Origin of the sequence: Sphingobium sp. B12D2B (assembly GCF_025961775.1) — a bacterium.
GTDB lineage: Bacteria > Pseudomonadota > Alphaproteobacteria > Sphingomonadales > Sphingomonadaceae > Sphingobium.
Genome location: NZ_JAOQOH010000002.1, coordinates 57670 through 81194, shown reverse-complemented (window position 1 = coordinate 81194; position 23525 = coordinate 57670). Strand labels below are relative to the sequence as shown.

Annotated in this window: 25 protein-coding genes; 21 read left to right on the top strand and 4 right to left on the bottom strand. The window is 62.4% G+C overall.

Features of this window, described 5'->3' with window-relative positions; genetic code table 11:
* Nucleotides 1–111: 111 nt before the first annotated feature.
* Nucleotides 112–1407: a hypothetical protein gene (locus M2335_RS16335; protein ID WP_264595512.1), complete on the bottom strand. Its 1296-nt coding sequence runs from the start codon at nt 1405–1407 to the stop codon at nt 112–114.
* Between the two features lie 68 nt (nt 1408–1475).
* Here M2335_RS16335 and M2335_RS16330 point away from each other — a divergent pair, with 68 nt between their 5' ends.
* Nucleotides 1476–2468, top strand: coding sequence for a lytic transglycosylase domain-containing protein (locus M2335_RS16330; RefSeq protein WP_264595511.1), 993 nt, complete (start codon nt 1476–1478; stop codon nt 2466–2468).
* A 27-nt stretch (nt 2469–2495) separates the two neighbouring features.
* On the opposite strand, the gene M2335_RS16325 is transcribed toward M2335_RS16330, so the two are convergent.
* Entirely contained in the window at nt 2496–3071 is a 576-nt protein-coding gene (locus tag M2335_RS16325; RefSeq protein WP_264595510.1) for an XRE family transcriptional regulator, read from the bottom strand.
* 46 nt (nt 3072–3117) lie between these two features.
* The gene (locus M2335_RS16320; protein WP_264595509.1) at nt 3118–3579 is read right to left on the bottom strand and encodes a hypothetical protein; all 462 of its coding nucleotides are present in this window, start codon (nt 3577–3579) and stop codon (nt 3118–3120) included.
* A gap of 371 nt (nt 3580–3950) precedes the next feature.
* Here M2335_RS16320 and M2335_RS16315 point away from each other — a divergent pair, with 371 nt between their 5' ends.
* The 20 genes from M2335_RS16315 (at nt 3951) to M2335_RS16220 (ending at nt 23270) form a co-directional block, all read left to right on the top strand.
* Complete coding sequence (locus tag M2335_RS16315) at nt 3951–4271, top strand: TrbC/VirB2 family protein (RefSeq protein ID WP_264595508.1); 321 nt, start codon at nt 3951–3953, stop codon at nt 4269–4271.
* Nucleotides 4272–4329: 58 nt separating this feature from the next.
* A complete protein-coding gene (gene traL, locus M2335_RS16310; RefSeq protein WP_264595507.1) occupies nt 4330–4620 on the top strand; it encodes a type IV conjugative transfer system protein TraL in 291 nt (96 codons plus the stop codon).
* Between the two features lies 1 nt (nt 4621).
* Nucleotides 4622–5188 carry a type IV conjugative transfer system protein TraE gene (locus tag M2335_RS16305; protein ID WP_264595506.1) on the top strand — a complete coding sequence of 189 codons (567 nt, stop codon included), beginning with the start codon at nt 4622–4624 and terminating at the stop codon, nt 5186–5188.
* Entirely contained in the window at nt 5188–6000 is an 813-nt protein-coding gene (locus tag M2335_RS16300) for a type-F conjugative transfer system secretin TraK (protein ID WP_264595505.1), read from the top strand. Before M2335_RS16305 ends, M2335_RS16300 begins: the two co-directional genes overlap by 1 nt.
* Nucleotide 6001: 1 nt before the next feature.
* Nucleotides 6002–7339: a TrbI/VirB10 family protein gene (locus tag M2335_RS16295; RefSeq protein ID WP_264595504.1), complete on the top strand. Its 1338-nt coding sequence runs from the start codon at nt 6002–6004 to the stop codon at nt 7337–7339.
* The gene (locus M2335_RS16290) at nt 7326–8204 is read left to right on the top strand and encodes a DsbC family protein (protein WP_264595503.1); all 879 of its coding nucleotides are present in this window, start codon (nt 7326–7328) and stop codon (nt 8202–8204) included. Before M2335_RS16295 ends, M2335_RS16290 begins: the two co-directional genes overlap by 14 nt.
* 83 nt (nt 8205–8287) lie before the next feature.
* Entirely contained in the window at nt 8288–9196 is a 909-nt protein-coding gene (locus M2335_RS16285; RefSeq protein ID WP_264595502.1) for a TraV family lipoprotein, read from the top strand.
* A 1-nt stretch (nt 9197) separates the two neighbouring features.
* On the top strand, nt 9198–11789 hold the full coding sequence (gene traC / locus M2335_RS16280) for a type IV secretion system protein TraC (protein WP_264595501.1): 2592 nt from the start codon (nt 9198–9200) through the stop codon (nt 11787–11789).
* A gap of 71 nt (nt 11790–11860) precedes the next feature.
* Nucleotides 11861–12151 (top strand): hypothetical protein, encoded by a 291-nt coding sequence (locus tag M2335_RS16275; RefSeq protein ID WP_264595500.1) that lies wholly within the window; start codon nt 11861–11863, stop codon nt 12149–12151.
* Nucleotides 12144–12821 carry a type-F conjugative transfer system protein TrbI gene (locus M2335_RS16270; protein WP_264595499.1) on the top strand — a complete coding sequence of 226 codons (678 nt, stop codon included), beginning with the start codon at nt 12144–12146 and terminating at the stop codon, nt 12819–12821. Before M2335_RS16275 ends, M2335_RS16270 begins: the two co-directional genes overlap by 8 nt.
* Nucleotides 12802–13338, top strand: coding sequence for a S26 family signal peptidase (locus M2335_RS16265; protein WP_264595498.1), 537 nt, complete (start codon nt 12802–12804; stop codon nt 13336–13338). Before M2335_RS16270 ends, M2335_RS16265 begins: the two co-directional genes overlap by 20 nt.
* Nucleotides 13335–13991: a type-F conjugative transfer system protein TraW gene (traW, locus tag M2335_RS16260; RefSeq protein ID WP_264595497.1), complete on the top strand. Its 657-nt coding sequence runs from the start codon at nt 13335–13337 to the stop codon at nt 13989–13991. Before M2335_RS16265 ends, traW begins: the two co-directional genes overlap by 4 nt.
* Entirely contained in the window at nt 13991–14260 is a 270-nt protein-coding gene (locus tag M2335_RS16255) for a hypothetical protein (protein ID WP_264595496.1), read from the top strand. Before traW ends, M2335_RS16255 begins: the two co-directional genes overlap by 1 nt.
* Nucleotides 14257–15276 (top strand): conjugal transfer pilus assembly protein TraU, encoded by a 1020-nt coding sequence (gene traU / locus M2335_RS16250; RefSeq protein WP_264595495.1) that lies wholly within the window; start codon nt 14257–14259, stop codon nt 15274–15276. The genes M2335_RS16255 and traU overlap by 4 nt, the downstream gene beginning before the upstream one ends.
* 10 nt (nt 15277–15286) lie before the next feature.
* Entirely contained in the window at nt 15287–16030 is a 744-nt protein-coding gene (gene trbC, locus M2335_RS16245) for a type-F conjugative transfer system pilin assembly protein TrbC (RefSeq protein ID WP_264595494.1), read from the top strand.
* Entirely contained in the window at nt 16027–17862 is a 1836-nt protein-coding gene (locus M2335_RS16240; protein WP_264595493.1) for a conjugal transfer protein TraN, read from the top strand. Before trbC ends, M2335_RS16240 begins: the two co-directional genes overlap by 4 nt.
* A gap of 65 nt (nt 17863–17927) precedes the next feature.
* Entirely contained in the window at nt 17928–18167 is a 240-nt protein-coding gene (locus tag M2335_RS16235; protein ID WP_264595492.1) for a hypothetical protein, read from the top strand.
* Nucleotides 18151–18981, top strand: coding sequence for a conjugal transfer protein TraF (locus tag M2335_RS16230; RefSeq protein ID WP_264595491.1), 831 nt, complete (start codon nt 18151–18153; stop codon nt 18979–18981). Before M2335_RS16235 ends, M2335_RS16230 begins: the two co-directional genes overlap by 17 nt.
* Nucleotides 18982–19037: 56 nt before the next feature.
* On the top strand, nt 19038–20435 hold the full coding sequence (locus M2335_RS16225; protein ID WP_413716152.1) for a conjugal transfer protein TraH: 1398 nt from the start codon (nt 19038–19040) through the stop codon (nt 20433–20435).
* 18 nt (nt 20436–20453) lie between these two features.
* Nucleotides 20454–23270 (top strand): conjugal transfer protein TraG N-terminal domain-containing protein, encoded by a 2817-nt coding sequence (locus tag M2335_RS16220; RefSeq protein WP_264595489.1) that lies wholly within the window; start codon nt 20454–20456, stop codon nt 23268–23270.
* A gap of 6 nt (nt 23271–23276) precedes the next feature.
* Here M2335_RS16220 and M2335_RS16215 read toward each other — a convergent pair whose 3' ends face one another.
* A complete protein-coding gene (locus tag M2335_RS16215) occupies nt 23277–23474 on the bottom strand; it encodes a hypothetical protein (RefSeq protein WP_264595488.1) in 198 nt (65 codons plus the stop codon).
* Between the last annotated feature and the right edge of the window lie 51 nt (nt 23475–23525).

The following is a 23525-nucleotide window of genomic DNA, read 5'->3' as shown; positions in this document are numbered from 1 at the left end:
ATGCGAAGAGAGAGAAAGCCAGCGATCGGAAACACCGTTTTTCATTTTTCAAATGACTGTTTATTGACCGAGTGAAAACTCGTCAAAGCATCGAGCTCTGCACGCAGGCGGTCACATGCCAAGTGACCGAGACATTCTCGATATGAACCGCCCCTCGTCAATATCCGCTGGCGTCACCTCGATCACGTCGGCGATTTGCTCAAGCGTCCTACGCGCTCCGGCCTTGAGAGCGAGATAGCCAGCGGCAGATCCCCCCATCGCTTGGACGATGACCTGACGGAGTTCACCCGTGTGACGGGATTGCGCTTCAATGATGAAGTCGGGGCGGCCCGGGCCGAGGGGCGTAAGGATATCGAAGACCGGCTTGCGTATCGTGAGATCGGTGCCAGCGCGGTCGACCCGGATCTTGGCGCGAAGAATCTCGCGGAGGACGATGCGCTCGAAGTCAGATTCCACCGGGAGGAAGCGATTGCCCGAAAAGATGGGCTGAGCATAAGCGCGCAACGGGGCATAGCCTCTGGCCTCCGGATACTCACCCAGCACGATGATGACGAGATAGGGGCCCTGGACCGGATTTCCGCGAACCGATGGCGACTGCACACGGTTCGCTACTGTGACGGGGTCGCAGCCTGCTGCTTTGACGGTAGAGCCATTGAATTCCGGAGCGAAGAGGGCGAGAAAACCTTGAGGAGCATGGCCCGGCGGCCAGTTGCGCGCCAATTCGCGAATGCCGGCAAAGGCTCGCTTGCTGTGCAGCGCATTGCCATGGGTCCAAAGGGCTCGGCCAAGTTCAATGCCAGGGGCGATCTCGATCTTCGCTGCGGCCGCGCTGAGCGTTCTAAATTCATTGGTGATCGACCGCACAGGCACCTCCTCGCTCAGAGGCAAGACCAGGTTGAGGCCCGCATTGTCCAAGAGCCGCCAAAGGAGGCGCGCAAGACGCGGCACGGACGCGCTGCGCGTGCGGTCGTCGCTCGCCTCGTCGACGGGGCGCTGCGCGAGCTTTTCGGGCGCCGGCCGCAGCACCTCGAAATAGCCGACCGGCGGATCGGCCGGCGTCAATGCGCTCCGCGTTTGCGTGATCCTATTCGTGACCTGGTCACGAAAAAAGGGGCAATCGGCACGATGCTCAGGTCGGTTCGCGCCAGTGAGCCGGCGGAGATAGTAGGTTTCTGCTTCGGATAAGAAGGCGGGCGTCAGGACCGGTGGAGAGGCCTTTCCGCCCAAGCAGTCGCAAGCGAGCCACTTGGAGCCGATCCGGGCTTGCTGCACGAGCATGATCCCGGCTTCCTCGTCATGTCGCGAACCTTCACCAACATACCAGCGCACAAGCGCATCACGAAGAGCGGTAGGGAGGGAGATACGGCCATTGCCGGGGCCGACGCTATGCCGATCGATCAACCACATGGAGCCGCCTGCTGGACTGGTTTGGCTCATGCTTTCGGTCGGGCACATGATTGACAACAATAATCGCCATGATCTCCACTTTCGAAATCACGGGAATGGAGCGTCTCATGACTTCGAAAATGGTGGCGAGCGCCGCGCTGCTTACGGTTGCATTGGGATCAGCAGCTGAAGGCACGGCGCACCAAAGCCGAGAGCGGAGGGCGGAGGTCATTGTTCTGAGTGAGCGGGCATTCCCGAAGAGTGCGGATGAACGCGACGCGGGCAATAAGAGCGGCAGCCATGCGCCTCGTGCGAGCTCTGACGCCGCCCCGGTAATTGCGGCATTACGCACCCATGATCTTAGCCGGCGGTGGGTGGCATTCGAAATGGCCAGCGGATTGAACTCTACCGACGTCGGGAGAGCGGGTGAAAGGATGTCCCAGCCAGCTTCGCTTTCACAGCGCAATAGCATTTCTCCCGCGCCGATGATTGCTATTCCGCGTTGGATGACAAACGGAGAGGCGTTCGTGAGGGCTCCGACCAGCTTCTCGCCCAGCTGCACGACGGCCGCCTACCGGCCATCCGGCTTCCTCGATCCACAAACCGAAAATCGGCGTCTCAGCTTCTATGAGATGATGAGCAGTATTGCCTGTACCTACGGGATTCCGGTCGGGCTGTTCGATGCAATGATCATCCGCGAGAGCGGCTATCGGTCGGGCGTGTATTCGAGGAAAAACGCCTATGGCCTGACGCAACTCATGCCCGGCACGGCCGCCGACCTCGGCGTGAACCGCTATGATGTTGAGCAGAATTTGCACGGTGGCGCCCGCTATCTACGACAGCAGCTTGATCGCTTTGGCGCGGCCCATCTCGCGCTAGCGGCCTATAATGCAGGGCCAAGCCGAGTTAAGAATGGCCTCGTCCCGCGGATGTTGGAAACTCAGGCTTATGTCGAAAATATCCTCACCAACTGGCATCGCCTGGCAAGCTCAACGCAGCACGCGATTGTTCAGAAGGGAGAGGCACCCGTTATCAACCAGCTGCAGCCGACAGGCAGGGCGGCAGTCGTCTCGTCTTACTAGATTTGAGCCGGTCAGGCAGCGAAGCCCCTAAGCTTCAAGGCCGGAGATCTGGGTGAGGTGAGCCCTGCGCGCCATAACAGCGCAGACTTCCTTCACGAGCTTCTCGATGACCGCTTGTCGCAACGGGCCGGCCCATTCCTTACGGATCTCGGTTCCGTCCATGCCTTCAATCTCGTCGAGCGCATCAACAAGCATGGCCGGCAATCCCTTGAAGAGCTCGGTCAGCATCGCAATTGAGGTTTGGAACCGCTCATCGTGGAAGAGCTTCGGGTCGCGATATGTCTCGAGCGCGATCACCGCCTGGGCGACGTTGATATCAAGAGCGGCGAGAATTTGCAGAAACTCCCAGAAAAAGATGGGCGCGCGTTTCGTGGGATCGCTGTGAAGTAAAAGGCCAATCCTTGTCTTGCTGATACCGGTCTTGACCGCCAACTTACGTTGGCCGAGCCCTTGCTCAGACATGGCCTCGAGGATCAGCGGGATGACATCACACCGCTTCAAGCTGGCCGCACGGCAGCCGGCATCATCGTCGATCCGCGCTAGGGCTGACATATCGTTGACCCCCAATTGCTTTTGAGCAAATCGAAACACAGCACCGCTCAACTGGCAAGCGCCGGATTTCTCATCCCAAAGCAATGAGCCGTCGAGATTATCGCAGGCGGATCACATTGTCTGACGCATGTTGGAGAGTTGCGCCCAGGATTGGGCTCGCCTGCGAGCTTGCAAAGCCGACGCGTCGAAGCACGCGTTCAGCCGTCTGCCCAACCATATAGTGAAACAATAGGATCGAGATCGCCTCCGCGATGCTGAGATCTGTTTCGAGTCTCTCACTGAGAATTTGCCTCAACGTCTCAAGGTCCTGCGCACAGGCTGAGCTGACACTTAGAATCAGGCTCACCGCGCCGGACGTTGGGATCGCTGACAGATATTGGCGGATCGTCCGAGGGGCGAGGTCGTCCGCCACGGAAAGCGGATCGAAATGCTCGGATAGAAGTGCCTCAACTGTGTAGAGCGACTTCGTCTCGTTGTCTCGCAGGCGCAGGCAATCCCTGGCCAGCGCGCACAGCTGCTCCGATATGTTGAGTGACAGAATGATCTGACCAGCCTTCATCGAATCTACGGCCCCTTTCATTCACACGGCCACGAATGTCCTATCGTGAATCCGGTCAAGGGTGGCTGACTGATGTGCGCCGAAATTGTTAATTGGAACTAACCTTTCAGCAGATCCGCCCAAATTGGGGGCAACTCCGACTCGAAAAAGACGGTGCCCCGCAAATTAGGGCGCAATGGTCCACAAGACGGGGCAGATTGCCCCTCTCGTCAGGGCAAAGTGCCCCGACTGCCGGGGCACCCGCTGGTTCGATTCGATAAAACGCGACCTGGCCCAGCCCCTTGCCGGGATCTGCGTTGCCGCGCCTCAGGTGCAAGCTCAGCCTTTCATTGGGCGCGGATCAGTCGCGTTCCGATTGAAGGGAAACTCTCATGCAGTCTGTCATCAAGCACAGCGGCCGTGCGGAGCTGGCGATCTTCGTCCTTGTCGCTCTCGCGCTCACATTTTTCCTCGTGACCAGCCCGGCATTTGCTGGCGCCGACACCACGTTCGACACCGCGCTGACGAAGTTCACTGACTTTCTGGAAGGCTCGGGCGGCAAGATCATCACGGTACTTTCGCTCGCCGGCGGCGTGGTCGCGCTCGCTTCGGGGCGCTTCTCGATGGGCCAGATCGCCATCCCCGTCGGTGTGGGCGTCGGCGCCGGCACCGGCGTGCCGATCGTCACCTCCACCGTCACGGCAACGATCTGAACAAGCCAACGGCCGGCCGGAATAGCAGATCTGGGCGGCCTGCGGGGAGGGTGGTGAAATGGCTTCGGACAAGTATGTCATACCGTCTCATCTGGATGATCCTGAGCTAATCGGGCTGTGGACCCTGGATGAGTTCCTGGCGATGGTTGGACCCTTCGTCTGGGGAATCCTGACTCAGCATATTCTCATTGGCATGTTGCTCGCGGGCTTAGGCTGGTGGGGACTGAAGAAAGCTAAGTCGGGTCGCGCGGTCTCGTGGCTGCTCCATATGGCCTATTGGCATCTGCCTGCCGGCTTCACCGGCATGCGGGCCACGCCACCCTCCTATCTCCGTCTGATGGCTGGCTGAGATGGAAATCTCCTACACCCACGCCCAAAGCCAACGCGTCCTCAAGCAACGCAATATGCTCTTGATCATTGCGGGCATTCTGGGCGCGCTGTGCGCAGTCCTCGGCCTGATCACCGCCTCCCGGGATCGCGAGGTGGTCCTGCAGCCGATCCTGAATGGTCCGCTCGCAGTCAACAGTTCGGGGGTCAGCCGCGAATATCTCGAGCTCATCACCCGCGACACTGCGGTGCTGACGCTCGATCGCAGTCCGGCGAACCTTGAGTATTGGATGAAATCGGTGCTCGAGATCACCGCGCCCAGCGCGCAAGGCAAGATCCGCGGCGATCTGATGAAGATCGTGAACGAGCAGCGCGGCTCCTCGATCGCGCAGTTCTTCACCATCCAGACGATGGAACTGGACACAAAGAAACTGCAGTCGACCGTCACCGGCGATCTGCACACGATCGTGGGGAACAAGGTCGTCTCTAACGAGCGCCGGACCTTCCGCTTCGATTGGCAATATTCCGGCCTGTCCCTGAAGCTTGTGGGCTTCGGAATGGTGACGTCCGGCAAGGAAAAGGATCAGTGATGTCGGTCTGCGCCATTGGCAGCGCCTTAACGGGCGCCACCTCCCTCGCACGCGCCTCCTGCCGCCTGAGCCGCTTCCTGGGAGCAGGCCTGGTCTCGATGGGCGCGCTCATGGTCGCAGCGCCTGCCAGGGCTGATCAGACGGTGATGGCCTCCGACGGCAGCCTGGTCGACTGCTCCGCGTCGGCCAAGGATTTAACCCGCCTCAGCCTCGTTGAGGATGAGTTTGCCTCGGTGTCCAAGATATCGACGGGAAACCCTCAGGACGACTTCTCGGTCGTCAGTGAACCGGTGCGCGGTGACATCTACCTTTCAGTGCCCGAAGGGTTCACCCGGCCGGCGCTCTCCTTCTTCGCCACCAGCAAGCGCGGCTATGTTTACAAGATCGTGTGCCGGGTTGCCGGCGAGCAAGCCGTCCAGCTCTTCATCTCAAACCCTGCAATCGCGAAGGCCAAGGCGGACGAGAATGGATCGCCGAAGGTTGCCGCGATCGTGCCCAGCCCCCACGAAGCGGCCGTCGAACTCGTCCAGGCGATGTATTCGAACAGCATTGCCGATGGCTATGAGATGCGTCAGCGTACCCTGCGTCCAGTCTATGTCGGCAACCTCAAGGTCCAGATGATCGCCGAATATCGGGGATCCGATCTGACCGGACGTGTCCTGCGCATCGAGAACCGGGGACCGGAAGCCGTCACGCTCAGCGAAGCCACGGTTGCTCCGACCAGCGCGCTCGCTGTCTCGATCGCCGAGCCGAACCTCAATCCCGGGAAGGTCACGATGGCCTACCTCGTCTCGCAAAACGGGAGGCAGTGATATGGCCTGGACAGACATCTTCCGGCGCAAGCGCGAACCGCTGGATAGCGGTGGAGGAGAGGACGGCCTGTCGCCGATCTCGACCGACCTCTCGGCGAACGAGAGCGTGCGCAAGAAGCAGCGGATGCTCCTCGCCGGCGTGGCCGGGATCGGGCTCATCGCATCCTCTTTCTGGATCTTCGGGGGCGACGACAAATCTGCCGGCGATAGCGGCGACGAGACGGCCAAGGTCGAGGTCTCGACCAAGGACATGGTCAACAAGAATCTCAACCAGCAGGAGTGGATGGCCCTCTCGGAAAATCAGATGCAGTCGGTCGAGAACCAACTGAAATCGGTAAACGGCCAGCAGCAACGCATGGATCAGCTCTCGCAGCAGGTCGAGCTGCTCAGGGGGGAGAACCAGGCGATGCGGGCCGACGGCTCCCGCGTCTTCTCGGCTTACCAGCAGGAGAATGAGGCGCTGCGCCGCGAGATCGCCTCAGCCCGTTCCGCGCCGCCGCCCGCACCCATCACGGGGCCGAACGCCCTGTATGGACCCAACGGCACCCAAGTCTATCAGCGTCCGGACGGTGACGGTGGTGCCGGTCGCCCGATGCCGATGGCGGGTAGCGCCGAGGTCAAGCTGGTGAGCTTCCAGACGTCGGAAGCCAGCAATGCAACGAAGGTCGCGAAAGGCACGACCACTTTTAGCGACAGCATCAACTATCTTCCACCCAACAGCTTCGCGAGCGCCAAGGTGATCGTGGGCGTCGATGCGAGCGCCGGCGTGAACAGCCAGACCGATCCGCTGCCGGTGGTTCTGCGTGTTACGGGCCCTGCGCGCTCGGTCTATCAGAACGGCCGCCTCCTCACGACGAAGATCGAGGGCTGCCTCGTCAACGGCGCGGCGCGCGGCGAGCTGTCGAGTGAGAAGGTCTATGTCAAACTCCAGAAGATGACCTGCCCCCAGCCCGGCGGCCGCTACGCGGTGTCCGAGGTCAAGGGGTTCATCGCGTTCGGCGGCAAGACCGGCGTGCGCGGCCGCGTTGTCAGCCGCGAGGGGTCGCTCGCGATGCAGGCGTTCCTGGCCGGTCTGGTCAGTGGTGGCGGCAACGCGCTCAACACCGCCTTCAATCAGCCGCTCGCGAACATTTCGGCCGACGGGGAGGGGGGTATCAATCGCACCCCGAACCTGGGGAGCGTCGGCCTGCGCGCGCTCGGAGGCGGCGCGCAGGAGGCCGGCAAGGACGTCTCGAAATATCTGATCGAGCGGGCCGAGCAATACCAACCTGTCATCGAGATGCCGACCGGCATCGACGTCGAAATCGTCTTTCTGGAGGGTGTCTATGTTCGCAATTAGCCATTTGAAGGCGCTTCGCGCGCTCTACCGTCCCGCACCCACGATCGCTGCGATTGGCACGCTCTGCATCGCGGGCATCGCGCTCGCCGCTGACCTCGGGGGAATGCACGAGACCAAGGTGGCCGCGCTGCTCAAAACGCGGCTGCCGAAGACGCCGCTGACCAAGGTCGATTGCGAAAAGATCGAGGGCCTGTGCGAGATCACAGCCGGCGCAAACCTCTTCTATGTCAATCATGGCGCGCGATATTTGATGATCGGTCGCGTCTACGACATGGAGACGCGGCAAGACCTGACTGCGGCGCGACTGCTCGAGATCAACCCGGACTTGCTTATCGGGGGCGCCGCCAAGGCGAACGCGGTCGCGGCCAATGACGGCGAGGATAGCGAGGCAACGACACCCGTCGCTGGGCCTGGTAAGCTCACTTCGCCGGTTCGCCCAGTCGCACTGAACCTCTCAGGCCTCTCCACTGACGGTGCGATTGTCTGGGGCAACCGGGCAGCCAAGCAGAGCGTCACGATCTTCACCGACTTTCGCTGCAGCTACTGCAGAGCGCTCACTAACGTGCTGCGCGGCATGGATGTGAAAGTGGTCGAGCGGCCGATCTCCGTGCTGGGCAGTCGCGACATCGCCGACCGGGTCTATTGCTCCAAGAATCAAGAGCTGGCCCTTCACGCGGCTTATGCCGGCGAGCCATTCAAGGCGCCGGCAGCGTGCGACACCAAAGGCCTCGATGCCAATGAACGGTTCGCGCGCGAACATGGCTTGAATGCGACGCCGATCATCGTGCGCGGCGATGGCGCCGTGCTCGAGGGCTATCGCCCCAGAGAGTTTCTGGAAGCCTGGCTCCGGGGGGCCAAGTCGTGACGGTCGCCTCACCGCGCCGGCGGCCACTGCTGCTCTGCTCGTGTGCACTGTTCGCACTGACCTTGCTTGGAGGCTGTACGACCTTGGGCAGCAATGTGAAGGGGAGCTTCGCCTGCGCGGCGCCCGACGGCATATGCGCTCCTTCATCGTCGATCGACGATCGTGCGATCGCTATGATCGCCGGGGAAGCCGCGGCCGGAGAGATCCCCGCTGTCAGCCCGGCGCGACGCCACTCATTGCGGACGGCGCGTGTCGCCGCGACAGGCCAAAGCGGGCCCGCCGCGCCGCTCGATGCGCACCGCACGCAGGAGCGGGTGCTCCGGATCATCTTCCAGCCCTACATTGATGAGCGAGGTCGGCTCCATGAGACAAGCGCGGTGCATGCCGTCGTGCAGCGCGGCGAATGGCAGCAACAGGCACTCGCCGACACGACCGCGATACCCGACCGCAATGCCCAGGCATCTGGTGCCGAACCGGTATCGCTTGCCGATGCTGTCGAGCGCGCGGACCTCGCGACGATCCAGCCTGGGGACGTCGATCCCAATCTTCCCGATCCTGCGGCCGTCGCCGCGGCGCGTGCTCGGCGCGCCGATCCCGTCAAGGCGATCCAGGACGACGTTGCGGCCCGCCTGACCCCCAGGGCGGGCCGCACACCTGGGGAGCCTGCCATTGGAATCACCAAGCGGCGGGTGGAGACCAAGAGCGTCGGGGGCGTCCTTCCTTCCCCGCAGAGAGGCGAAACGAAGCCTCCGGTCGGTGCCCAGACCACGAAGCCAATCCAGGATGCCACAGTTTCGCCTGCCCCTACGACGGAGGCAGCCGAAGCACTCTCGCGAGTAAAGGCATCACCGGAGCTCAGGGACAAGGCCGCCCGAGGGGAGAGCGATGCCCGAACTGCCGGCCAGACCGGCGCTGTGACGGCGACCAATGCCAAGGCGCGGGCGACTGTTCGCGCGGCCGGCTTCCCGGCCTCCATCCCGGAGGAGAATTGAGATGGCGCGGGGTTTACTCGACGAAATGCTGTCGGGCATCTTCGGCGATGCGAAGCGGCCAGACGCGCAGCGCCCGGACCTCGCCATTCCGATGCTGGCACATTGGCTACCTTATCGCAGCTACGATCCCAAGACCGGCATCTTCTACAACAGCGCATCGCGCGGCTTCGTTATCGAGGCGGCGCCGCTGGTTGGCGCTGATGAGCGCACGGGTGAAATCCTCTCACAGTTTCTCTCGGAAGGCATTCCGGCGCCTGGGTGCCTGCAGATCCACCAATGGATGTCGCCGCGCATCGGCGAGCGCTTGTCCAAATGGTATCTGCCGCGATATTCGGTGCGCGGCGTCTATGAGCGAATGGCCAAGCATCGGGTGGACTTTCTGACCGATGGCGTTTGGAAATCGCTGTCGGCCGACGCGCCCTTCTGCCTTCGCAATCACCGGGTCGCGCTCTCCTATTCGACGCCGGAATCGTCCAACATCTCGGTCGAGCAGATCACCTCGCTCATGGACGGGCTGATCTCGGCGCTGCAGTCGATCAACGTCGCGGCGCGCAAGATGGACCCGGTCGCGCTCATCGGGTGGATAGACGACATAACCTCGCCGACAACGGCCGCCGGTGAGGATGCGGTCAGCTACAATCCGCTCGACCCCATCGCCGACCAGGCGATCCGCCGCGATATCGAGCTTCATATCGAGCCCGACCGGATGCTCCTGCGGACGGAGCGCTTCCGCCCAACAGGCAAGACGCTCAACGGTGCGCCGGAGATCGGCGAGATCTTTCCAGACGTGTTCGACGTGCGCTCCTTTTCCGTGCGCAACCTGCCGACGCGCTGGGCGCCCTGGGATGTGGCGCGCCTGATCGGCGACATGTTCACCGACAAGCTGCGCCTGCCGTGTCCGGTTGCGACCAACCTCTGCATCGAATTTCCCGACCAGCAGGCCTCGACGAGCAAGGCCAGCTACAAGTTCATGCGGACCACGAGCCTGGCCGATTCCAAGTCGTCCCGGTTCCTGCCGCAGCTTCGCGAACAGTCCCAGGAGTGGCGGCACGTCAACGACGAGATTCGGCAGGGGCGCAAGCTCGTGCGCGTATTCTTCAGTGCCACGTCCTTCTCGCCCAAAGGGCAGGGCGACAGCAATGAGCGTGTGCTCAAATCCGTGTATCGGGCAGCTGGCTGGGACCTGCTGGATGACCGTTACCTGCAGGTCATGGGATTGCTCTGCGCGATGCCCATGACGATGGCCAACGGGCTGTCGAAGGACCTCGAGCGCATGAAGCGGATGCGCACGCTCCTCACGACGACGGCCGCGAACCTTGCGCCTCTGCAGGGCGAGTATCTCGGGGGGAGCATCCCCCATCTGCTGCTGATTGGACGCCGCGGCCAGCCCTTCTTCTGGAGCCCGTTCGAGAACAGTGCCGGCAACCATAATGTCGCGGTGTTCGGCAAGTCGGGCTCGGGAAAGTCGGTCGCGCTTCAGGAGCTTTGCGGATCGCTATGCGGGGCCGGCGCGCGCGTCGTGGTAATCGACGATGGCCGTTCCTTCGAGCACTCGGCCAAGCTGCAGGGCGGGGCCTTTGTCGAGTTCACGATGAGCTCGGGCTTCTGCCTCAATCCCTTCTCGATGATCGACGAAGCGCAGGCGGCCGAAGACGAGGACTATCTGCTCGATTGCATGGCCATGCTGAAGGCGATCATCAATCAGATGTCGCGGCACATAAATCTGTTGGACGACACGGAGCGGGGCCTGATTGACGGCGCCGTGAACCAGGTCTGGGAGGCACACGGCAGTCGGGGTTCGATAGACCTCGTCATCGAGGCGCTCGACGCGACCGGCAACGGTCTCGCCGCCAATCTCGCCATTGCGATGCGGCCCTTCTCCTCAAGGGGCACCTATGGCCGCTTCTTTCAAGGCGAGGTGTCGTTCGAGCTGGAGGCCCAGCTCACCGTCTTTGAGCTGTCGGACCTGTCCGCCCGCGAGGAATTGCGCAGCGTCGTCCTGACGGCGATCATGTTCATGTCGCAGCAGATGATGCGCAAGCTGGATCGGTCGATCCCAAAGGCGCTGCTTCTCGACGAAGCCTGGCAGATGCTTCGCGGCGGCGCGATGGCTGATTTCATCGAGACCTATGCTCGCACATGCCGGAAATATGGCGCCTCGCTGGTCACGGCGACCCAATCGCTCAATGATTATTATAAGTCAGCGGGATCGGTCGCGGCGCTCGAAAACTCCGACTGGTTCGTTATCCTTCAGCAGAAGCCAGAGACGATCGCGGACTTCAAGAAGCACGACCGCTTCGAGATGGACGACTATACCGATGCCCTCCTGCGCTCGCTCAAGCGCAACGGCTTTGAATATTCCGACATCATGATCAAGGGGCCCGACACTCTTGCTGTGGGCCGCCTGGTCCTCGACCCCTACTCGGCCACGCTCTTCTCCTCGAGCCCGAAAACGTTCGCCGCGATCGACGCACTGATTGCCGAGGGGCTGAGCATGAATGAGGCGATCGAGCGGATCGCGTTCCCGGACAATCCGGAAAAATGGGTGAGCAATCTCGTCCAGGCGGACGAGGTCGTGGTCGCGGCGGAGTAGCGGCGATGGCGACCCATCCAGACCAGGCGCATCGCCGGCTCGCAGGCCTCACGCGGCGTAAGTGGCAGAGCATGCTCTACTCCCTCCTGCACGGTCTTGGGTTCGTGGCCTCGACATTGCTCATCACCTGGGGCCTGTTCTGCCTCTTCTTCCTGGCGATCGGCGGCTTCTCGTTCGATGGCTTCGTCCACCAGCTGAACAATTTCACGACCCGCTACGTCGCGGCCGACCCGACGCGCACGAGTGCTTTCCTCAACATGTTCGCGATCGCGCACATGATCCTGTCCACCGCCGTCATAGCCCTTCGCGCCGATCGCATCCTGCCTCGCCGCGATGAGGAGGGAGCCCCGCGCCATGGCTGACCAACCCCAACTCGATCTTCCCGTCCCACCATCCGCGCCTCAGACATGCGCGATTAAGCGCGGGATCGGATTTGGCGGCTTTACACGGCTTCAGATCGTCCTGGGCTTGATCGTGATCGCAGCGATCGTCTGGGGCATGTGGGTGACCCGGGCGCTGACCCTGTCGAAAGAGGATCATATCGTCTCTGCGAGGCTGTCCGCGCTCGTCGGCGATTATGTCGAGGCCCAGCGCTTTTCGGGGTCGCCGCCCGATCGCGTCCGTGCCGAGATGCAGGCGTTCATGTCGTCGCTCGACAAGGAGCTGCAGCGGCGCAGCACGGACGGGCAAATCGTGCTGGTCGGCGAAGCGGTGCTCACCAAGAACGTCCCGGACATCACAGACAGCCTGAAGAAGGCGGTGTTCGCCTCGGGCGTGCCAGAGCCCAAGCGCATGTCGGTCGAGGAGATCCAGCGCCTGCAAGAGCTATCGGCCGCGCAGTCCGCGCTCGGCGCGTTGCGTGCCGCCCCACAGGCCGCGGCCGGCGCCACGATCGATCCGATGGCTGGCGTCCCGGCGGGGGAGCCGCAAATGCCGGTCGGGTTGCCAGTTCCCTCTCAACAGATCCCGTCCCAAGTGCTCGGTGCGTCAGTCTCGACCTTCGGAGGCCCCGATGGCAACGGCGGCCAATAACGCTGCGCCCGTCCGCTGCCGGCCGCGCAAGCAGTTGTGGGCTGCGCTGCTTATGGTGGTGATCGGCACCACGTGCCTCAGTGCGATCAGCGCTTGGCGCGACGATCATCTTTTGTTGATCAACGCGACAAACTCGCTGCCCAACTGGGCGTTCGTCATCCATCGGCAGCAGCTCCCAAGGCGCGGGCAGTTCGTCTTCTTCGATCCGCCGCACGGAGACCTTGTGCGGCGCCATTTCGGGGCGAAGCCACGGATGTTCGGCAAGCTCGTCTACGGGATGCCCGGAGACGTCGTGGCGCATCAGGGCGAAGTCGTCTTGATCAACGGGAGGGCCGTCGGGCGGATGAAACCCAACACGCGCAGCGGCGAGCCGCTGACGATGGGCGCCGTTGGGGCGATCCCCACCGGCTGTTATTATGCCGGCTCACCGCACCCGGATGGGCTCGATAGCCGCTATGCTGAGATCGGGTTCATTTGCGCGCGGCAGATCATCGGTGTCGGGGAGGCGATCCTATGAAGAGGATCCTTGCCAGTGCCGCTGCCGCGACCGCCCTGGTGATCGGTGGCCTCGTAGTTACGTCGGTGCGCACAGAGGCGCGCGACTATGGTCAGACGGGCGAAGCCTTCCCGGTGCTCGAGCCCGACCTGCTGGCGACGATCGAGAAGAGGCTTAAGCGCGCGGAGGCAAGCGGCGAACTTGCTCGCACCAACGAGATGTTCGCCAAGCGGGCAGAAGCGAAGGTCCGGCGCCCGACCCCGGTCTCTGCCATCTCGCCAGCCAAGGAGGCGCGGGCGTGGGATTTCGATCCGACCGTCCAGGTCGAGCACGATATTCGCGACCAGAAGGGCAATCTGATCGCGACGGCAGGCCAACGGATCAACCCGCTCGACTTCGTGGGTGTACGGCAGGCTCTCGTCTTTGTGGATGGAGACAACGCCGACCAGATGGCCTGGGCGACAAGCAAGTTCACCGAGCTCAACGCCAAGATCATCTTCGTGAGGGGCTCGCCGATCGAGGCGATGACGACCCGGAAAAGGCGCTTCTACTTTGACCAGGAAGGCAAGCTCACCTCAAAATTCGGGATCGAGCACACGCCGGCGGTGGTCCGACAGACGGGCCGCGCGATGCGCGTGTCGGAAGAGGTGGTGCCGAAGGGGAGGGCCGGCTGATGCCGCTCTGGCTTGACCTTCTGCGAACGCCGATGGCCGCACCCGAAACGACGGGACTGCGCCGCATGCGCTTCATCTGGCAGGGGCTTTGCCTGACAACGGCGGCCGGCGCCGGCCTGTTTGGTCCCTTCCATCGCGCGGTCGGCCGATACGCCCCGATGACGATGGCATTGCTCCTGTTCGTGTGCGGCGTCTGGACCGGCCTCTACTTGCTCCGGAAGCAGCGTGCTGACACCGCCTACCTCGACAGCCTGGGGGAAACCGAATGACGCGCTGGCTTCGCTCGCTCGTGGGCGCGTTCGCGCTTGTCCTCGCGATCTCGGCTTTCGCACAGCGCTCGGAGGCCACGCCGACCTGCAATGGCAAGTTCGTCAATCCGATCACGGACGTCTGCTGGTCGTGTCTCTTCCCGCTCTCGGTTGGCGGCCTGAAGATCTGGCCGAGCGGCAGGCCGGACCCGAGCAACCCCACCTCGCCGATTTGTGCCTGCGCTGATCCGCTGCCGCGCATCGGCATCTCGGTTGGATTCTGGGAGCCGGCGCGCCTCGCCGACGTCACCATGAAGCCTTGGTGCTTTCCGAATCTCGGCGGCATCCGGATCGCGCCAGGTTTCGATATTGGCCAAGGCTATCTGGCAGGTCCATCGATGGTGGGCGGCCGGTCGCAGAGCACGGCGAAGTGGCACGTCCACTGGTATGTCTATCCGCTTCTCTACTGGATGGAGATCCTGACGGACTTCGTCTGCTTCGAGCAGGCCTCGTTCGATATCGCCTACATCACCGAGATCGACCCTCTCTGGCAGGACGACGCCCTCGCGGCGCTCATCAACCCCGAGGCGATTGTTTTTGCCAATCCGATCGCGCAGGCGGCGTGCGCGGGCGACTGCATCGCCGGCACCGTCAACCTGCCGCTGGATCCGCTCTTCTGGTGCTCTGGCTGCCAGGGTTCGATGTATCCGCTGAACGGCAACATCCCCTCCTCGATCGGGCATGTTCAGTCGTCGCGGCTCGCGCTCTCACGCTTCGCCTACAAGATGCACCGTGAGGCGCTGGCCTGGGGCACGATGGGCTCCAAGGGGCTCTGCGCAAAGTACCTCATGCCGATCATGCGGAAGCAGCAATACCGCTTTCAGATGGTCAATCCGATCCCGACTGTGAGCGGCCGCTTTGCCTGCTCGGCAATCGGGGCGTCGACAATGCCGCCCGACGCGGGCCGCGCCTATCCTGCCGGTGGCGAGGACATGGGTTACCTCGTCTGGCGCAAGCGCAACTGCTGCGTGCTCTAGGAGATCCACGATGCGCCTTCTTACTTTGGGCATCTTGGCCCTGCTGGGAACCGCGGGGTTGACGGCGCTGCTGGCGCAGACCGTGGACGGCCTTGACGTCCAGGCAGTCAAGACGCGCTCGGCAGACCTGGCCGCGGAAGCTCAGGCCTTCGTGGACCAGGTGAAGGATCGTGGCGACCGGTTTCGGGAGGACGCCGCCACGACGCGGGACGCTGGCACAGATAACATGCGGCGCATTGCGGCTCAGGGGCTTCCGAAGGGACCAGCAAGTCCAGTGGACTTCGATGAGATCGTTCAGGGCGCTGCAAAGAACATGACCGCCAATGGCGGCGAGGCGCCACAGTTTATTGCCTTCGCGAGCTTGTCGATGCCCGATGACGCGCTGAGGCAGCTCGTGCGCGATACGGCGTCGGCCGGCGGCGTCGTCGTCTTCCGCGGATTCCCGAACAATTCGGCGAGGGCGTTCGTGTCTCGGCTGAGCAAGGTGGTCGACAAAGATCAGCTCGCGAGCATCGGCATCGATCCACGGCTCTTCCGCGCCTTCCAGGTCGAGGCGGTGCCGACCTATGTGAGCGTCTCGTCCGATTTCGATCTGTGTGCTGGCTTTTCCTGCACGACGAAGGTGCCGCCCTATGACCGGATGATTGGCAACGTGACGGTCGAATATGCACTGACCACATTTGCCGAGGGGAGTGGCCCGGGTGCCCGTGTCGCCGCTGTGGCCCTGTCCAACATGAAGCGGTCAAACCCATGATCGCCCGCCTGTTCATGAGCGCGCTCTGTTCGATCCTTCTGGTGGCCGGGACTGCCGCGGCGCAGACGATGACCGTCGATCAGGCCCGGCAGGAAGGCAAGGCGATCGCCCAGGAGAAGAGGACCGATTCCTCGCTGGTGCCGTCGACCGACGCCCAGGCAACCGCAGTGCCCGGCTATACCGGCGCCAGCCAACCACAGAGCATCTATTACGACGATCCCGACAAGCTGATCTCCGATGCCCAGGGTATGAAGTCGAGCAGCGAGAGCTATCGGGTGTCGACCGACGCGGATCATGTCCGCCCGACCTTCAGCAACGCGGACATCAAGGCGACCACCAACCGGGCGACGTCGGTCGAGCACGATCCAACGACCTATCTCGAGGGCCAGTCGATCACGAGCGGATCGGGCACCTGTACGCCCTTGCCGCCGTCGACCAGCGGATCCGGCTATTATGAAGCGACCTGCAACCAGGGCACCAAGATCGAGGATCAGCCGCGATCCTGCTCGGTGACCATGGTCCCCGAGACCACGAGTAGGGATGCTTACAAGTTCTTCGTCGTTCCGAACGGGGCCTATGGCACGCCGTTCGCGCGCTATGACGCAATGGCGCCCCATATTGCGGACGGCACCTGCAGGCCGACCGGCGTCGTCATGAAGGCTTGCGCGGCACACCTGATCTACGGCTTCGATACGAACAAATTTTGTAACGGCTACAACGCCACCGAATATGTTTGCTCGGCGAACCTGACGGACCTCGCGCTGCTTCCGAGCCCGATCACGGGGGAGGGATGGCACGCCAAGACGACCGAGACGCAGGTCAGTGTCAGACGGGTGGATGGCTGCGCGGGCCTGGCTGGCGACAGCATGTGCACCGCGGATCCGGCAGGCGAGGTGTGCACGCAAGGGCCTGAGACCCGCATCATCGACGGCGTGCCGATCACACAACCCTGTTGGGCGTGGAAGCGGGATTTCTCCTGCAAGGTCATGACTGCCGGCAACGACTGCGGTTCTCTCGATGCGAATGCCGCCTGCACCTATGTCCGAGATGATTGCCTCGACGATCCCCAGAACGGCCCCTGCAAAGTGACCGAAAAGGTCTACCGCTGCCCGACGCCGGCGAGCAGCGTGCCGACCGACAATCAATATATCTGTGGTGACGACGTCTATTGCGTGAACGGCGAGTGCGAGCCCATCGTCCGCGAGGCCTCCACCGAGTTCCGCGATGCCCTCGTCGGGCTGCACGCGCTCGACCAGGCTGGGAAGGAGTTCGACGAGACCAATTACCGTGTCTTCTCGGGCGACCGCGAGACATGCCACAAGCCCGTTTTCGGCCTCATCAATTGCTGCGCGGGCAAGGTGTCGGGTGCGATCCCGCTGGCGACCGGCGCAGCCGCGCTGGCGGGCGGGCCCGTGGCGATCGCGGGCCTCGTGACCCCGTTCCTCGTCTTGTTCGCGTGCAGCCAGGACGAGATGAAGCTCGACATCAAGGACCGCATGGGCCTCTGCCATAATCTCGGCAGTTACTGCTCGTCGAGCTTCCTCGGGATCTGCTCCATGAAGCGGACCGCCTATTGTTGTTTCGAGAGCAAGCTCTCGCGCGTGCTCCAGGAGCAAGGCCGGCCGCAGCTCGGCAAACCCTGGGGCAGCCCGAAGAAGGAAAGCTGCGAGGGCTTCACGGTCGACGAGTTTGCGCGGCTCGACCTGTCGGTGATGGATTTCACCGACGTCTATTCGGACTTCCTGGATGCCGCGAAGCTGCCCGACGAGGTCCAGACCATGGCGGACATCCAGACCAAAATTCAGTCCTACTACGACCTCCATGGCCATTAACGGGCGCCCGTTGGCACCCGCGCTCAAGGAGGCCGCGGTGCGGCTAGACATCAGAAAGAACGATCATGCCACTGCCGCTTATTGAGCTGCCGATCATCGCCACGGCCTTCATTCTGGAGCCTGCCGCCAACCCATCCACGCGCCCTGCTCCGATCCCGTGCGGCGGCCAGCATCCGCGGACCGTGGCGGATTGCTACGTCCACCTCGCGGACTGGGACCGGCACCTCGACCTCGTCCTGATTACCCCCCTCCGCGACACTCCCAAAGATAGCGAAAGGAAAGCGAGCCATGTCGGTCTTTGGTAAGACTTCGCTGCTGGTCGCCATCTTGTCGGCCGCTATCTGGGCTCCGCCTGCATTGGCGCAAGAGGCGCCGGCCGGGCAGCGCGACGCGATCGAGCAGGATCAACCCGACGACTTCTATTGCGGTGAGCGGCGGCTAGGCCAGTGGTTCTACTGCGCAAAGCCAAAGCCCGCCGAAAACGCCCTGCAAAGGGGGGAAGGCAAAGTGGTGAGCGCGACAGACCGCATCGCTGCGATTAGCAGGCAGCTCGACGAGCTGAAGGCGAAGGCGATCCTCGATCCAACCGAGGCCAACGTGATCAATTATGTGCGGTTCCAGCGCGAGCAGCTCGATCGTGCGTCCACATTCTCTGACACCTGGCAGCGCGCGCTCTGGCAGAACCCCGATCTCGACTACACGCTGCAGCGTCCGGTCTCGACGGTGGGGAAACGCCTCTGGCTCGACAACCGTCAAGCCGACCGCGATGCTGTGCTGACGAGCCTTGGGCAGCGCTACGGTCTTTTCTATTTCTACGCCCAGAGCTGCGGCGCCTGCGAGGTGTTTGCGCCGATCCTGCGTTCGGTGACCGACAGCCATCGGCTGACCGTCATGGCCGTTTCGATGGATGGCGGCCCCAACAGGGAATTCCCGAACTACGTCGTCGATTCAGGCCAGCGGGCGCGGATGGGCGTTCCCGGCAATGAGACGCCGGCGCTTGTCCTGTTCGATACCCAGACCAAGCGGACGATCCCGGTCGGGTACGGCGTGCTCAGCGCCGACGAGATCATGGACCGCATCTTCATGCTGACCAACACCAAGGTGGGGAGCGACTACTGATGGCATGCGGGAAGAAGGGCGCGCTGCGCCATCGGTTGGGTGCTGGCCTTGCGCTCATGGCCGCTTCGCACGTCGCCCTTATCGGCGTCGCGCAGGCAGATGTCGCATCCCAGATGAACGGTTTTTTCAACGATGCCGGCGGCGCCGCGAATGTTACCGGACCGACCGCCTTTCAGGGCCAGTCGGCCGGTTATTATTCGCTCGGCAATGTCTGGACCCGCTTTCCCCAGAAAAGCGTGACGCCCTTCAACCTTCAGCTCCCAGCTGCGCGGGCGGGTTGCGGTGGCATCGATCTGTTCGCTGGCAGCTTCTCCTTCATCAACGCTTCCGAGATCGTGGCGATGCTGAAGGCGACGGCGAACAATGCGCTCGGGTTTGCCTTCAAGCTCGCGATCGATTCCGTGTCGCCCGAAATCGGTAAGGTCATGGACGAGTTCAGCCAGAAGGCTCAGCTCCTCAACCAGATGAACATCTCTAGCTGCGAAACCGCGCAGGCGCTCGTCGGTGGGATCTGGCCACAGATGGAGACGACCAGGTCGACGATCTGTGAGGCTGTCGGAAACAGTCAGGGCATCTTCTCGGACTGGGCCGCATCCCGGCAGGGTTGCAACAACGGGAACCGGCGCGACAGCACGATTGCGGGCAACACTGATGCCAACATGAAGGACCAGCTCGTCGGCGAGCCGCACAACTATACCTGGGAGGCACTGAAGAAGTCGGCCAAGTTCGGGGCGTTCGACCAGTCCTTCTCGGAATATATCATGACCCTGGTCGGGACGGTGGTGACGACCCCGTCGACCGATCCAACCGTGGGCGGCAAGGTCGTGATGTTCGGTCCGGCCGAGGAAGCCGTGGTGACTGCCTTGCTCGACGGCACAGCGGATGCGCCTCCCGTCAAGATGCTCAAGTGCAACGATTCCGAATGCTACGATGTAGGCGAGCAGACCCTGTCCGTTCCAGCATCGTCGGCGCTACAGCCGCGGATCGGTGGGATGATTCGGTCGATGAGCAGCAAGATCCGGACGGACACCGCGCTCGACGCCTCAGAGAAGCAACTTCTTAATCTTGCGACCGTGCCGCTTTACAAGATCCTCGCGGTCCAGGCCTATGCGCACTACGCGCTCACCGACGGCGAAATCGAAACCCTCTCGGAGATCGTGGCTGTCGACCTGTTGGCGGCCATGCTCGACAATATGTTGGACCGGGTCGAGCAGGCGCAGACCCACTACCAGACCTTCGATCAGGCGACTGCCGCCCAGTGGAAGCAACAGATTGCCGCCACGCGCCAGAAATTCGCACAGCGCGATGTCAAGCTGTCCAACAAGCTGCAGGTGACGATGCAGATCATCGACCGCAGCATCATGCTGGAGTCCACCCTTCAGAACTCGATGACGCCGGGCATGTCCTCCGCGCTGAACTTCTCGCGCGGGTTGAACGCACAGGGCCTGATGTAGGGCAGGGGAGCCAGCGCGATGCTCGAAGTCTTCACGGTCGGGGGCGGGGAGTATCTCGTCAACACTTTCAACGCCGTTGCCGCGTGGTCAGGGGGAGGGGGCTATAAATCCCTCCTCCGCGTCGTGATGGTGATGGGGCTGATCTACTCCCTGCTCGTCGTCGCCTTCACGATGAACTTCCGCGTCTGGATGAACTGGTTTCTTCAGTCCACGGCAATCTACCTTTGCCTCATGGTCCCCACCATCGACGTGAAGGTGACCGATCGGATAAACCCGTCGCTGGCGCCCGCCACGGTCTCGAATGTTCCCCTGGGGCTGGGCGTGCTCGCGAGCTTTACGACCCAGATTGGAGACTGGCTCACCCGGACCGCCGAGACCGTGTTCGTGATGCCAAGCGAGCTCAACTATTCAACCAACGGCATGGTCTACGGCGCGCGCCTTTACGACGCGACCCGCAACTTCGTCATTCGTGACGCGGAGTTTTCGACCAATCTGGAGGAGCACTTCAAGAAGTGCCTCTTTGGCGACGTCATGCTCTATCGGAAGTCGCTCACGGTTCTCGCGCAGTCGAAAGATCTGTGGACCGATATCGGCCCTGGATCGGAGGCTCGATCTCAGGAATGGCTTGAACGGCAGGGTGACGGCACCGTGACCAGCGCGATCGTCACCTGCCGGCAAGCCTATGATATGCTGAGTGCTCAGTGGGCGCCGATGATCGAGGCGAACACGCCCCTCTGGGGCAAGGCGCTTTACCCGAAGCTCAGCAACGCGCTGGCGGCCGACAAGCTCAGACACGATCTCCCGATCGCCAATGCCGCCTTCACGGGGTCGGGGAGCAACTATAGCGACGCCATGCGGCAGAACACGGCGATCAACGCCTTCATGCAGGCTCGCAACAGCATGTCGGGAGGGTCGGGCGCAGCAACGATCGATACGTTTGCCCAGACACGTGCCGATGTTCAGGCACGCAACACTTACAATTCGATTGCCCAGCAGGCCATGGCTTGGGTGCCAATCCTCAACATCGTGCTGACCGTCGTCTTCTTCGCAATGTTCCCGGTCATTTTCCCTCTCTTCCTGATGCCGCAAACGGGGCTTGCATCGCTCAAGGGCTATGCGATGGGCTTCTTCTATCTGGCTGCCTGGGGACCACTCTACGTCATCCTCCACATGATCTGCATGACCCGAGCGGAGGCCGCGGCCGCCGGTGTCGCTGGTGGCGGCGTAACGCTCGGCACCTATGCGGGCATCGGTGCTGTGAACGGCGAGACAGCGACGATCGCCGGCTTCATGCTCATGAGCATTCCGTTTCTGGCGGCCGGGCTGGCGCGCGGCGCGATGTCGATCGCTGGCCAGGCGACCTCAATGCTGGCGCCTGCGCAGAACGCGGCCGAAGCGGCGGCGGTTGAGCAGACAACTGGCAACTATTCCTATGGTAATGTGAGCTGGGCGAATGCCACCTCCAACATGCGCCAAAGCGATCAATGGTCGGTCGCCCCGAGTTTCATAGGCGGCGCGACCAGCACAGGATGGCGCCAGGACAATGGCGCGGTCGTGTCGGGATTTGGCAATGGGCAAGACGTCATCGACACGAGCGGCGCAATCTCGCGCCTCGGCTTCACGCCGACAATGAACAGCGGGACGGTCGCCGAGTGGCGCGAGATGGCGAACGAGGCCCACCGCCAGGCGCAATCGTTCGAAAACGCCGCACAGGAAATTCTCACCAGCACACATACGAACCGCAGCGCTTTCGGAACCTCGGCCGAGCGCTCGTCCGGCTTCGAAACCGGCAGAGGCAGTTCCTCCAACACCAACATCGAGCAATTCGACCGGACGACCGGATCGAGTTCGCAGGGAATGGAGGAACGCTCGTCGACCGGCCAGAGCCAACGGATAACAAAGGGTCATGACCGAACTGCTGGTTCCAGCGATCAAGTTACAGGCTCCTTGGCCGGCGGACTGGGAAGTAGTCCCGGCAGAGGATCCGGCACAGTTGGAGGCAAGGCGGGAGGCGGCCTTCCAAGCGTGGGAGGTAGCCTCGGGGTGAGCAGAACAGGCACGCAGAATGACAACCTGAGATATGGAACAGATGAAAGCCGCTCCACCGAGAACTCGAGCGCCTCCTCAAGCGGCGTTCGCGATGAGCATTCGAGCGGTCGCGGAGCATCAACGTCGGATGCTACCTATGATCGCTCCGGTGTATTCAGCCGTGGGTCGTCAACGTCTTCGTCGTCGCAGAGTACCGAGGACTCTCTGGCGAAAGCGCGCTCATATACCGAGGCTGCGCGGCGGATGGAGGAACTCTCTGAATCCCTGTCGCGCGACGCCAGCTACGCCGAAACACATGGGATGCAGCTCAGTGAGAATTTGAGCCAGGACCTTGCGCAATGGTATCGCCACCAGCAGGCGATGCATCCCAACATGGAGGCGCCTGAGCTTTGGGCGACCGACTTGACCGATCAACAGCGAGCCGTTCGGGCGGAAATGATCCATCAGTGGTCGCAGGAGAAACGCGATGCTCTCTGGCGGGAAATCGAGGGCAGCATCGCTGAGCCGTCGCTTGTTGACGTGCGTCACACCACCGTCGGATCTGTCGCCGATGTGCGGGCCTCATATCGACCACGTGGCGTCGATCGGGTCAGTGGTGGAAATGCCGGGGGAGACCCTAATGCTGCCGCCCGCATCATAGAGGAAGGTCGCGCGAAGCTGAGCGATGATCAGGCTTCAGCGCAAGCCGCCAGGACCAATCGAGGAGCAGCCACCGTTGCTCTGCAATCTGAGGTAGCGAAAGACCATGACCACGGATTCTTTACAGATCCCAATCTGCGGAAATGAACTCCTCTAGAATGCCAACAATAAGTAGGCGCCCGTCGCTGCAAGCAACCCAAGCGAAACGATGCTGCCGATTAGCTTTCCATGCGTCAGCGGTTGATTGTCATCGCGATCAGCAAATTGAATAGGCACGAGGTGTTCCTGAGGGATATATTGTGGTCCACCGGGCATATCTTTGGTGCTTTGATGAGTTCTAAGGTCGTACATCGACGGTGCTCCCGAACATCTTAAGATATATGATATTTCGGGCGCCTCGAC